General features: G+C 59.7%; 12 protein-coding genes. 2 read left to right on the top strand and 10 right to left on the bottom strand.

Features of this window, described 5'->3' with window-relative positions:
• Positions 1-55: 55 nt before the first annotated feature.
• The 10 genes from ACE3SE_RS03015 to rpmH form a co-directional block, all read right to left on the bottom strand.
• Entirely contained in the window at positions 56-739 is a 684-nt protein-coding gene (locus ACE3SE_RS03015; RefSeq protein WP_374553820.1) for a DUF4377 domain-containing protein, read from the bottom strand.
• Positions 740-920: 181 nt separating this feature from the next.
• Positions 921-2294, bottom strand: coding sequence for an NAD(P)(+) transhydrogenase (Re/Si-specific) subunit beta (locus ACE3SE_RS03020; RefSeq protein ID WP_374553822.1), 1374 nt, complete (start codon positions 2292-2294; stop codon positions 921-923).
• A 9-nt stretch (positions 2295-2303) separates the two neighbouring features.
• Positions 2304-2600 (bottom strand): proton-translocating transhydrogenase family protein, encoded by a 297-nt coding sequence (locus tag ACE3SE_RS03025; RefSeq protein WP_374553824.1) that lies wholly within the window; start codon positions 2598-2600, stop codon positions 2304-2306.
• 11 nt (positions 2601-2611) lie between these two features.
• Positions 2612-3733: a Re/Si-specific NAD(P)(+) transhydrogenase subunit alpha gene (locus ACE3SE_RS03030; RefSeq protein ID WP_045848134.1), complete on the bottom strand. Its 1122-nt coding sequence runs from the start codon at positions 3731-3733 to the stop codon at positions 2612-2614.
• Between the two features lie 694 nt (positions 3734-4427).
• Entirely contained in the window at positions 4428-5552 is a 1125-nt protein-coding gene (locus ACE3SE_RS03035) for a sterol desaturase family protein (RefSeq protein WP_374553826.1), read from the bottom strand.
• Between the two features lie 147 nt (positions 5553-5699).
• Positions 5700-7052, bottom strand: a complete 1353-nt coding sequence (gene mnmE, locus ACE3SE_RS03040; protein WP_062786715.1) for a tRNA uridine-5-carboxymethylaminomethyl(34) synthesis GTPase MnmE — start codon at positions 7050-7052, stop codon at positions 5700-5702.
• Between the two features lie 150 nt (positions 7053-7202).
• A complete protein-coding gene (yidC, locus tag ACE3SE_RS03045) occupies positions 7203-8852 on the bottom strand; it encodes a membrane protein insertase YidC (protein ID WP_131356549.1) in 1650 nt (549 codons plus the stop codon).
• 19 nt (positions 8853-8871) lie between these two features.
• A complete protein-coding gene (gene yidD / locus ACE3SE_RS03050) occupies positions 8872-9081 on the bottom strand; it encodes a membrane protein insertion efficiency factor YidD (RefSeq protein ID WP_045848138.1) in 210 nt (69 codons plus the stop codon).
• Positions 9057-9419, bottom strand: coding sequence for a ribonuclease P protein component (gene rnpA / locus ACE3SE_RS03055; protein ID WP_045848139.1), 363 nt, complete (start codon positions 9417-9419; stop codon positions 9057-9059). The genes yidD and rnpA overlap by 25 nt, the downstream gene beginning before the upstream one ends.
• Positions 9420-9427: 8 nt before the next feature.
• Positions 9428-9562, bottom strand: coding sequence for a 50S ribosomal protein L34 (gene rpmH, locus ACE3SE_RS03060; protein WP_011137953.1), 135 nt, complete (start codon positions 9560-9562; stop codon positions 9428-9430).
• A gap of 354 nt (positions 9563-9916) precedes the next feature.
• Here rpmH and dnaA point away from each other — a divergent pair, with 354 nt between their 5' ends.
• Both dnaA and dnaN read left to right on the top strand, forming a co-directional pair.
• Positions 9917-11317: a chromosomal replication initiator protein DnaA gene (dnaA, locus tag ACE3SE_RS03065; protein WP_374553830.1), complete on the top strand. Its 1401-nt coding sequence runs from the start codon at positions 9917-9919 to the stop codon at positions 11315-11317.
• Positions 11318-11369: 52 nt separating this feature from the next.
• A complete protein-coding gene (gene dnaN / locus ACE3SE_RS03070) occupies positions 11370-12476 on the top strand; it encodes a DNA polymerase III subunit beta (RefSeq protein WP_045848141.1) in 1107 nt (368 codons plus the stop codon).
• Positions 12477-12541 lie beyond the last annotated feature (65 nt).

Here is a 12541-nt window from a genome sequence, read left to right on the forward strand (position 1 = left end):
AACCACAAAGAAAGCCCGCACAAGCGGGCTTTTTTCTTGCCATCACACGGACTGCTTATATCTTGGTGCGCGTGACTGTTTCACTGAACACCACGCGCTCCAGAATGGTCCGTACCGCCGGGGCATCCGCCGGAGGGTTGGCCACGGTTTCATAACGCAGCTTCAGGTAGTAGGCGGTATCAGGCTGCGGGGTAAAGCCTTCGATTCCGCCATAGAACAGCTGCCAGGGCTGGTTTTCACTGCTGCGTACCTGCAGGCATTGCATCTGCCCCGCACCGGCACTGCAGTTCTTGCGCACGGCACTCACATACAGATACTGCGGGCGTTGTACCGGGGCCGTGGCAGCGGTGTTCTGGCCTGCGGCCTTGTCCTGCTTGCGCACAAAGCGGTATTCGTCGCCAGCCTTACCCGTCAGCACCAGTTGCTGTGCCTTGCCGTCGGTCTTGATCTGGAAGGGGTGTGACAGGAAACCGACATAGGCCTGTTCGGTTTGCATCATGGCCGGGGGACACATCATGCGCGTGGTGGCAATCACCAGTTTGCCTTCGGCATTGCTGTGGCCGGTAAAACGGTTACAGCCGGCAAAGCCGCTGATGCCCTTGGCCTGAAACGACAGCGTGGGTTGCGGTTCGGCCACCTTGGGCGACACCAGCTGCCAGTCAGTACCGATCAGGTTTGGCCGGGCCAGCACCGGGGCAGACAACAGGGCGACAATGATGGCTGTGGTTTTCCAGTGCATTGCTATCTCCAAAATTAAACAATACTAATATTTAAGAGGCCGGAACGGGTCATGAGTTCCATCCGGCGAGCACTGTCAACTCTCCACAAGGACGGCCATAGCCGTTGAACTGGCAGCACAGCATGAAAAAACCCCGCCAAACAGGCGGGGTTGGGTGGGGTGATACCTTGGCCAGCAGTGCTTAGTGCACCACGCCTTTCACCAGGTCTTCCACCACTTTCTTGGCATCGCCAAACACCATCATGGTCTTGTCCATGTAGAACAGCTCGTTGTCGAGGCCGGCATAGCCCACGCTCATCGAACGCTTCACCACTATCACGGTACGTGCCTTGTGCGCTTCCAGAATCGGCATGCCGTAGATGGGGCTGGACTTGTCCTTCTGCGCAGCCGGGTTCACCACGTCGTTGGCACCAATCACCAGCACCACGTCGGTATTGTTGAAGTCGGAGTTGATCTCCTCCATCTCCAGCACCTGCTCGTACGGCACTTCGGCTTCGGCCAGCAGCACGTTCATGTGGCCCGGCATGCGGCCTGCCACAGGGTGAATGGCGTAGCGTACGGTAACACCCTTCTCGTGCAACAGCTCGGCAAACTCCTGCAAGGCGTGTTGGGCGCGCGATACCGCCAGGCCATAACCCGGCACGATCACCACGCTGTCGGCATTGCTCATCAGGAAGGCGGCGTCTTCTGCCGAACCGGACTTGTAGTTCTTCGGGCCACTGTCACCCGCCGCACCACCAGCCGCCGCCTCGGCACCAAAGCCACCCAGCAGCACGGACACGATGGAACGGTTCATCGCCTTGCACATGATGTAGGACAGAATGGCACCGGACGAACCCACGCAAGCACCGGCAATGATCAGCACCGGGTTGTTCAGCGTGAAGCCGATACCCGCCGCCGCCCAGCCGGAATAGGAGTTGAGCATCGACACCACTACCGGCATGTCGGCACCGCCAATCGGGATGATCAGCGTCACGCCCAGTACCAGCGCAATGGCCACCATCAGCAGGAAGGCTGCATGGCTGTCGGTCACGAAGTAGGCCACGCCAAAACCCACCATGGCCAGTGCCAGCACCAGGTTCAGCAAATGCTGACCATTGAAGCTGACGGCCTTGGAGCCAAAGCGGCCGGACAGCTTGCCGTAGGCAATGACCGAGGCGGTAAAGGTGATGGCACCAATAAACGCGCCAATGAACAGTTCCACCTTCTGCACCGGGGTGTGTTCCACGCCGGTATGGAAAATGGCAGCCACGGCAATCAGTACCGCGGACAGGCCCACCAGCGAGTGCATGGCGGCCACCAGCTCCGGCATGCCGGTCATTTCAACCGTTTTGGCCTTCCAGCCGCCAATCACGGCACCAGCCACGATGGCAGCGGCAATCAGCCCCAGCACCGGCTTGTCCATGATCATGAAGGTGGTACCCACGGCGATGACCATGCCGATGATGCCGAACTTGTTGCCGCGCAGCGCCGTCACCGGGCTGGACAGCCCCTTGAGCGCCAGGATGAACAGCACAGCCGCCACCAGATAAAGTACTGCGGAAATATTAGCCATGGTTCTTCCTTATTTTTTCTTCTTCTTGAACATGTCCAGCATGCGCTGGGTGACCATGAAGCCGCCGAAGATGTTGATGCTGGCCAGGAAGATGCCGATGGTACCCAGCACCGAGGTGAGGGTGATTTCGGAACCGTTGATGTCCACCACCTGCAGCATGGCACCGACGATGATGATGCCGGAAATGGCATTGGTCACCGCCATCAGCGGGGTATGCAGCGCCGGGGTGACGTTCCACACCACGTGGTAGCCGACAAACACGGCCAGCACGAAGACGGTAAGGCTGGTGATAAAGGGATCGACCATCTCTGTTCTCCTTAGTTGGCCGCCGGGAAACGCACCTGGCCGTCGTGGGTCACCAGGGTGGCCGCCAGCAGGTCGTCTTCCAGATTGAGGGTGAAACCTTCCTTGCTCAGCATCAGCGACAGGAAAGTCAGCAGGTTCTTGGCATACAGGCTGGAGGCATCCGCCGCCAGTTCGCCCGGCAGGTTGAACTGGCCCACCACGGTGACGTGGTTGTCAGTCACTACCACTTCGCCCGGCTGGGTCAGTTCACAGTTGCCACCGGCTTCGGCAGCGATGTCGATGATGACCGAACCCGGCTTCATGGCTGCCACGATGTCGGCACTGATCAGCGTCGGGGCTTTCTTGCCCGGAATCAGCGCGGTGGTGATGATGATGTCGGCGGCGCGGGCATGCTTGCTCACCAGTTCCGCCTGACGACGCTTGTAGTCGTCCGACATTTCCTTGGCGTACACGCCGTCGCTGGCAGCCTTTTCTTCATCGGTCATCGGTACTTCGATGAACTTGCCGCCCAGCGATTCCACCTGCTCCTTGGTGGACGGGCGCACGTCGGTGGCTTCCACCACCGCACCCAGACGCTTGGCGGTGGCAATGGCCTGCAAACCGGCCACACCCACACCCATGATCAGCACCTTGGCCGGCTTTACCGTACCGGCAGCCGTCATCAGCATGGGCATGAAGCGCGGGTAGTAATGGGTGGCCAGCAGCACCGCCTTGTAACCGGCAATGTTGTTCTGGCTGGACAGCACGTCCATGCTCTGCGCGCGCGTGGTACGCGGCAGCAGCTCCATGGCAAAGGCGGAAACCTTCCTGGCTGCGAGCTGCGGGAAAGTGCTGTTCTGGTAGGGGGCCAGCTGGCCGATCAGCACCGCGCCGGTTTTCAGCTCGGCAATGCCGGCTTCGTCCAGCGGACGCACGGTCAGCACGATATCGGCCTGGGCCAGCGCCTGGGCACGATCCGGGGCAATGCTGGCCCCGACATCAACGTAAGCCGCATCGGGAGCGGCGGCAAACTGCCCGGCTCCCTGCTCGACCACCACGGAGTGACCCATGGCAACCAGCTTTTTCACCGTTTCCGGTGTTGCGGCCACGCGTTTTTCACCAGCCAGCTTTTCAGCCGGAATAGCGATCTGCATGGTGTGAATCTCCTGCAATGTGAAATGACAAAAAACAAAAACCAAAGATAGCGAACGCCCGTGCGAGGCCAATTTCGAACGAGCGTTTGAATTCCATTAAAAACACGAATGTTGATTTTGCGCAATACTTTTACACAATTGCGACATTTGCCTACCATATACCGTCTGACAATCCGGTCAACACGGCAGGGTCTCCAGGCAGGATCACTGCAAGACAGGAGCAGGTAGCAGCAAGGGCGGCGGCATCACCATCTCTCACCCCGAACCATCCGGCCTGCCATGAGCAGGCGGGGCAAAATCCGGGCAAGAGCAGTGCCGCGCATGGGAAAACACCTCGTCGAAAGACACTAACGGTTCGCCCTCCAGCTTGTAAAGCAGGGTTAACCATTAACACCAAGGTGCTGTAAACAAAAATGAATTATCCGTGTAAGCAACAGAAGAAGCACGGTGACAACCGGCTTATCGTGCATTGCACCATCCTGCAAACTTGCTTGTCACTGCCCGTCGGCGCACACGGAATACCGTACAGGAAATGTCCGCAGCACGAGTCCGGAACCGCCAATATCAGCGTTTTATGATTTCAGATGCCAGCAGGATAGGCAGGGCAAGCAGGCCAGAACGCTGGCCCGCCACACCGCGCAGCAGAGATAAAAGACGCGCAACTGCCGCATAAATGCGACAGCCGGCCTGGGACTCACAACAGGCTGCCAGCAGCCGCCAGCACCATCAACAGTACATCCAGCGCCAGCAGACGCCAGGGCGAACACACACCCTGCAACAAACGGCCAAGGCCGAACAGTCCAGCCAGCTGCAGCAGGGCAAAACCCCACAAGGCGGGCGTGGCCAGCACATCGCTCTGCCACAGATAGGCCGCGGCAGCGGCCGTCTGCAAGACAAACTGCACCACGGCCATCAGCATGGCCGCACGCGTCAGCGGCGGGTCATAACGCTGCCGGGCGGCTTGCAGGTCAAATGCCGGGCTGTCATCGCGCACGCCGGGCGGCAGCCAGCCCGGCGCCTTGAACCACACCTTCAACTTGTCCTGCCAGCGCGGCGCCTGGCACGCCAGCCGCCACAACGGTACATAGCCTGATGCCACGGCCCACAAGGGATTCCAGCTATTGAGTGGCGTGCGGGTGCCGTAAACCGGGGCCTCATCCTCTTCGATGAAAGTGCCGAACAAGCGGTCCCAGATAATCAGCATTCCGCCGTAATTCTTGTCCAGATACTGGTCGTTCACCGCATGATGCACCCGGTGGTTGGAGGGCGAGGAAAACACCCGGTCGAACCAGCCCAGCTTGCCGATGTGCTCGGTATGAATCCAGAACTGGTACAGCAACACAATCAGCCCGGCCAGGGCAAACTGGGCCGGCGGCACCCCCAGCAGGGCCATGGGTAGATAGAAGGGCCAACCCAGAAACGCCACCGTGCTTTCCTGGCGCAAGGCGGTGGACAGATTGAAATGCTGGCTCTGGTGATGCACTGCATGTGCCGCCCAGAACACCGCGCTCTCATGCCCCACGCGGTGCAGCCAGTAATCGCAGAAGTCGAACATGACAATGGCCAGCAGCCAGCCCCAGGGCGTGGCCCACAAGGCGGCATGGGGAAAGATGGCCAGGTGCTGCCAGGTGAGCGCATACAGGCCAAGCTGGAACAGCATGCTGACACTGGCCACCAGCTGGCTCTGCAGCCCCTGGCTCAGGCTGGCCAGCGCATCGCTCAGGCGATAGGTATTCCGGCCAACGGCCAGGCCGTAGCCGATTTCCACCAGCATCAGCAGCAGGAAAACCGGAAAGGCGTATACGGTGATTTGTTCCATCAAACTTGATCCGCAAGACATGGCAAAACGGCACAACACGTGCCTGTACCCAACGGTACAGCAAAGCCCGGCGGAAGATTGTTGGAATTTTGTTGCGACACGCGCCAGGCTGCTGGCAGCCTGGCTGAGTGAGGGTGCGGATACGGCTTACTTGCCGATGCAGAAGCGGCTGAAGATGACCCCCAGCAGGTCGTCCGGGGTGAACTGGCCGGTGATTTCCGACAGCGCGTTCTGTGCCAATCGCAGCTCTTCGGCGAAGATCTCCACCATTTCCCAGTCTGTGTGCGCCAGTTCCATATGTTCGGCCGCGCGGCGGATGGCGTCCAGATGGCGCTCGCGGGCCAGGAACACGCCTTCACTGGCCCCGCTGTAGCCAATCAGCTCCAGCAGGCGGGCTTTCAGCAGATCCACCCCGGCATGGGTGCGAGCGGACAGGCGCAGCACGCTGCGGCCATCTTCCTCGGCCATGCCGATGGTTTCGCCGCTCAGGTCGGCCTTGTTGTAAATGAACAGGCGCGGCAGTTGCGGCGGAATGCGTTCCAGAATGGCTTCCACTTCGGCAGTCACGCCTTCACGGCTGTCCACCAGCACCAGTGCCACGTCGGCGCGTTCCACCGCCTGCCAGGTGCGTTCGATGCCGATTTTCTCCACCACGTCGTCGGTATCGCGCAAGCCGGCGGTGTCGATGATATGCACCGGCACGCCGTCGATGACGATTTCCTCCCGCACCGTGTCGCGGGTGGTGCCGGCGATATCGGTAACGATGGCGATATCATCCCCCGCCAGCGCATTCATCAGGCTGGACTTGCCGACATTGGGCTGGCCCACCAGCACCACGTGCATGCCTTCACGCAGGATGGCACCTTGCCGCGCGGTGGCCTGCACCTGTTGCAGGCGCTGGCGCAGGGTTTGCAGCTTGCCCAGTGCATCGGCCTGCTTGAGGAAGTCGATTTCTTCTTCCGGAAAGTCCAGCGTGGCTTCCACCAGCATGCGCAGGGTGATCAGCTCATCCACCAGCACGTGGATTTCATTGGAAAACGCGCCTTTCAGCGATTTGAGCGCGCTGCGGGCGGCGGTTTCGCTGGAAGCATCAATCAGGTCGGCCACGCTTTCCGCCTGGGCCAGGTCCATCTTGTCGTTGAGGAAGGCGCGCTTGGAAAACTCGCCCGGCTCGGCCAGCCGTGCGCCCAGCTGCAGGCAGCGGGTCAGCAGCATGTTGAGCACCACCGGCCCGCCATGGCCTTGCAGCTCCAGCACGTCTTCGCCGGTAAAGCTGTTGGGGCCGGGGAAGTACAGCAGCAGGCCGTTGTCGATAGCCTCGCCATCTGCCGCGTAGAAATCGGTATACGTCGCGTAGCGCGGCTTGGGCTGTTTGCCGCCGGTAAGCGCAGCGGCAAAGGGCAGCAAGTCACGCCCTGACACGCGGATGACCCCTACCCCGCCACGACCGGGTGCGGTGGCGATGGCACAAATGGTGACGGGAGCGTAGAGGCTAGGCATGGCGGTTTCCTTGCTGCTGACAGGCTGACCGAAGCAGCCGCCAGATGGATGGCGACAGCGGCTTGGGTCAACTTGCGTTGATTTTTTACTGTATCAGAAAGAAAGCCCGGCCTTTGTCTGGCCGGGCTTTGTCAGTCACTACCGTCCATATCAGGACTGCAGGGCGACTTTCTTGCTGTTTTCAATGCTCTTGTTGATGTACCACTGCTGGGCAATCGACAGGATGTTGTTGACTGCGTAGTACAGCACCAGACCAGCCGGGAAGAAGAAGAACATGGCCGAGAAGGCAACCGGCATGATCTTCATCATCTTCGCCTGCATCGGGTCGGTCGGCGGCGGGTTCAAGAAGGTTTGCAGGAACATGGTGGCAGCCATGATCACCGGCAGTACATAGAACGGGTCCGGACGGGCCAGGTCGGTGTACCACAGGATCCACGGAGCCTGACGCAGCTCAACCGAAGCCAGCAGCGCCCAGTACAGGCCGATGAACACCGGAATCTGGATCAGCATGGGCAGACAGCCACCCAGCGGATTCACCTTCTCGCTCTTGTACATTTCCATCACGGCCTGCTGGAACTTCATGCGGTCGTCGCCGTATTGTTCCTTCATGCGTTCCAGGCGCGGTGCCAGGGCCTTCATCTTGGCCATGGAGCGGTAGGAAGCGGCAGTCAGCGGATAGAAGATAGCCTTCACGGTGAGGGTGAGCAGCACGATAGCCCAGCCCCAGTTCTGCACCAGACCGTGCAGCTTGGTCAGCAGCCAGAACAGCGGGGACGCGAAGATGTGTACCCAGCCGTAGTCCTTGGAGTATTCCAGGCCGTCGGCAATCTTGGTCAGCACGCTGTAGTCTTCCGGGCCGGCATACAGCGGCACGGTGATGGAAGCGGTCTGGCCCGGATTGATGGTTTTCAGGTCCACGGTGGCAGCAGCGGAATACAGGCCGTTGCTGTCTTTCAGCTCGAAGTGGCAGGACTTGTCGTCCTTGCACACGCTGGCCGAATCCAGCGGCTTCAGGATCCAGGCGGTCATGAAGTAATGCTGCAGCATGCCCACCCAGCCGTCGGTGGCCGACTTGGCGTAATCACCCTTGCCCTTGGCCAGGTCTTCGAAGGAAACCTTCTGGAACTTGTCGGCAGCGGTGTACACAGCCGGGCCGGTAAAGGTGTGGGCAAAGCGGCCTTCACCTTCCGGTGCCTGGCCATCACGCAGGATGCGGTAATAAGCGGTAGGCGCCAGCGGGGTGGTGCCACCGTTGGTGATGTCAAAACGCACCGCGATATCGTAGCTACCCTTCTTGAAGGTGTAGGTTTTCACCACTTGCACGCCATTGGCGGCCGGCGCGGTCAGCTTCACCTGCAGGCTGTCGCCGCTCAGGGTGTAGCTGGACTGTGCCGAGGTGTATACCGACTTGTGGGTAGGCAGTGCCGGGTTGCTGGCAGCCACCAGACCGGTCTGCGCCACGTACACGCGGCCATTCTTGTCGGTCAGCAGCTCGAACGGCTTTTTGGCGTCCGTGGCGGAATCGTGCTTCAGCAAATCCAGCTGACGCAGGTCACCACCCACGGTATCAATTTCGGCCTTGATCACGTCGGTCGTCACATGAATGCGCTGACCGGCGGTGAGTTTGGCAGCCTCAACAGGCTGGGCGCTGGCGGTATGGCTGGCCGGTGCGTCCGGCTGCGAAGCCGTTTGTGTCTGTGCCACCTGCTGCGGAGCAGGCTTGGGCGCAAAGTACTCCTGCCACAGCAGCAGGATGCCCATGGACAGAACGATGAAGATTATGAGTCGCTTGGAATCCATCTCTACGATACCGGAAAGTTCAGGGAACCGGGTCATAACCACTGCCACCCCAGGGGTGACAGCGCCCGATGCGTTTCATCGCCAGAAAGCCGCCCTTGCAGGCGCCATGCTTTCTCACCGCCTCGATCGCGTAACTGGAACAGGTCGGCACATAGCGGCACCGTGGTGCCAGCCAGGGGCTGATGGCCAGTTGATAAAAGCGGATCAGGAGGATGAGGAGGCGCGACATCGTGCCAGTTTAGCAAAGAGTGTAGACAAGGCGATGACAGCTTCTGCTCTGTCAGCGCGTGAAAAAGCAAGTTTGGCACGGACAATGTAGTCCTGTGCCGGCAAGGAAGCCTGATTCAGGCGGAACCACTCGCGCACGGTACGCTTGATGTAATTGCGGCGTACGGCCCGCTTGTGGACCTTTTTGCCCACCACCAGGCCAACCCGGGCATGGCCCAGATCGTTGGGACGGGCATATACCTGAAACAAAGCCGTGCTGCGCGCTTGCCGCAAACTAAAAACGGATGAAAATTCATCCGTTTTTAATAGCCGGTGCACACGGCGAAAGCGATAAGTCATTACTGAACTTATACGGCCAGGCGCTTGCGACCCTTGGCGCGACGGGCGGCGATAACGGCGCGGCCACCGCGGGTCTTCATGCGAACGAGGAAGCCGTGAGTGCGCTTGCGACGGGTAGTGGAAGGCTGGTAAGTACGCTTCATGATAAAGAATTCCTGTTTCGAAACGGAAATAAACGCGTGATTTCACAAGAAAAACCGCCGCTTGTCAATGGCAAATTTTTAGCGCACCTGTGGATAACTTTGCCGAAAACCGTTAGAATGTCGAAACTTAACGCACCCCACCCCCTGCGTAATTATTAAACGCAGCCGCCCGCCCAAGGGCAGCCAGCACGACAGGGGGATGGTGCAAGCCACTTGCCTTGCATGAACACATGCCAGGGCTGCACCCGCGCCGGACATAGCCGTCCGGCCATCCCACAGGGTGGCAACCATGGCTCCTCCCGCCGCAACGCATATCGTCAACGGCGGGTTTTTGCTTTTACTTGCGTGTACTTAATGACCGAACTGGATCAATTCTGGCCTGCCTGCCTCGCACGCCTCGAGGCCGAACTGTCTTCACAGCAGTTCAATACCTGGATCAAGCCGCTGGCGGCCGAAGCCAACGAAGAAGGCATTGCGCTGTTTGCACCCAACCGTTTCATCATGCAATTCATCAAGGATCGCTTCCTTGGTCGCATTGAAGAACTGGCGGTAGAACTGGTGGGCGAAGCCCCGGTCGAGCTGCGCCTGGGCGCGCCCAGCAGCAAACCGCTGGCGGTGCCCACTGCGGTCAGCAACAGTGCGCGCAAGCCCGCACCGCCCCCCGCCACCAGCAACGACACCCCCAGCCCGGCCAAACAGGCGGCGGTGAAAGCCATTGGCGGCAGCCACGAAAGCACCCGGCTCAACCCCTCGTTTACCTTTGACACCCTGGTGACCGGTAAGGGTAACCAGCTGGCGCGTGCCGCAGCCATGCAGATTGCCGAGAATCCGGGCGACCAGGCTTACAACCCGCTGTTTGTCTACGGTGGCGTGGGCCTGGGTAAAACCCACTTGATTCAGGCCATTGGCAACCACGTGTTCCAGAAGAACCCGCAAGCCAAAATCCGCTACATCCACGCCGAACGCTATGTGGCCGACATCATGCGCGCCTACCAGCACAAGGCGTTTGACGAATTCAAGCGTTACTATCACTCGCTGGATTTGCTGCTGATTGACGACATCCAGTTTTTTGCCGGCAAGAACCGCACGCAGGAAGAATTCTTCTACGCTTTCAACGCGCTGATTGAAGGCGGCAAGCAAGTCATCATGACCTGCGACACCTACCCCAAGCAGATAGAAGGGATGGAAGAGCGGCTGATCTCGCGCTTCTCCTGGGGCCTGACGGTGGAAATCCAGCCGCCGGAGCTGGAAATGCGCGTGGCCATTCTGATGAAGAAGGCCGAAGCCGACAGCATCAAGCTGGACCACCCGGTGGCGTTTTTCATTGCCCAGAACGTACGCTCCAACGTGCGCGAACTGGAAGGTGCGCTCAAACGCGTGGTGGCCTATGCCCGCTTTACCAACCAGAGCATCTCACTGGACCTGGTGAAAGAAGCCTTGAAGGACATCCTGGCCGCCGGCAACCGTCAGGTGACCGTGGACGCCATCCAGAAAACCGTGGCCGAGTACTACAAGATCAAGCTGTCCGACATGCACAGCAAAAAGCGCAGCCGTGACATTGCCCGGCCGCGTCAGGTGGCCATGGCGCTGGCCAAGGAGCTGACCCAGCTCTCGCTGCCCAATATCGGCGATGCCTTTGGCGGCCGCGACCACACCACCGTGCTGCATGCCTGCAAGACCATTGCCGAAATGCGTGGTAATGACGCCGATATGGCGCACGATTACGATACGTTGCTCTCCATGCTGCGTAACTGATTATGTTGATTCAACCGATAACTGACTCTGGACACATTCGGGAGCCCGAAACATGCTGATCCTGCAAGCCGAACGCGATGCCCTTCTCAAGCCCCTGCTGGCCGTGACCGGTATTGTCGAACGCCGCCACACCCTGCCGATTCTTTCCAATGTACTGATTGAAAAGAAAGGCGGACAGGTAGGCTTCCTGGCGACCGATCTGGAAATCCAGATCACCACCGCCAGCGCCGACGAACTGCCGGGCGAAGACTTCCGCCTGACCACATCGGCCAAGAAGCTGCAGGACATCCTGCGTGCCATCCCGGACAAAACCACCGTCACGCTGGAACAACTGGACGGCCGCCTCACCCTGAAAGCCGGCAAAAGCCGCTTCAACCTGCAAACCCTGCCGGCGGAAGACTTCCCGCTGCTGTCGGTAGGCAATGCCAGCGAATCCAGCTTCAGCCTGAGCCAGCGCGAACTCAAGCGCCTGATCTCCCAGGTGCAATTTGCCATGGCCGTGCAGGACATCCGTTACTACCTCAACGGCCTGCTGATGCAAACCGATGGCAACCAGGTAAAACTGATTGCCACCGACGGCCACCGCCTGGCCTTTGCCAGCGCCGACGTGGAAGCCACCCTGCCCAAGGCCGAAGTCATCCTGCCGCGCAAGACCATCCTGGAGCTGTACAAGCTGCTGCAGGACAGCGACGAGCTGATCAACATCGAAGTGCTGGCCAACCAGGTGCGCTTCAGCTTTGGCTCCACCGTCATCATCAGCAAGGTTGTCGACGGCAAGTTCCCCGACTACAACCGCGTGATTCCGCTGGATAACGACAAGATCTTCCTGATCGAACGCCTGTCCTTCCTGCACGCGCTGCAACGTGCCGCCATTCTGGCCAACGAAAAATTCCGTGGCGTGCGGCTGGTACTGGCACCGGGCAAGATGTCCATCCTGTGTACCAACAGCGAACAGGAAGAAGCCGAAGAAGAACTGGAAATCGCCTACCAGGGCGGCGAGCTGGAAATCGGCTTCAACATCAACTACCTGCTGGACGTGCTGACCAACCTGCCGGCCGACACCCTGCAAATGGCGTTTGGCGATGCCAACCGCAGCACGCTGGTCACCATTCCGGACTACAGCAACTTCAAGTACATCGTGATGCCGATGCGCATCTGATACAGCAGCAACACAGTCGGCAGTGACTGCGGCCACCGGCAGCAGTTTTCGAGATTTTGAGCATG

The organism is Aquitalea pelogenes, assembly GCF_041914625.1.
Taxonomy (GTDB): Bacteria; Pseudomonadota; Gammaproteobacteria; order Burkholderiales; family Chromobacteriaceae; genus Aquitalea; species Aquitalea pelogenes.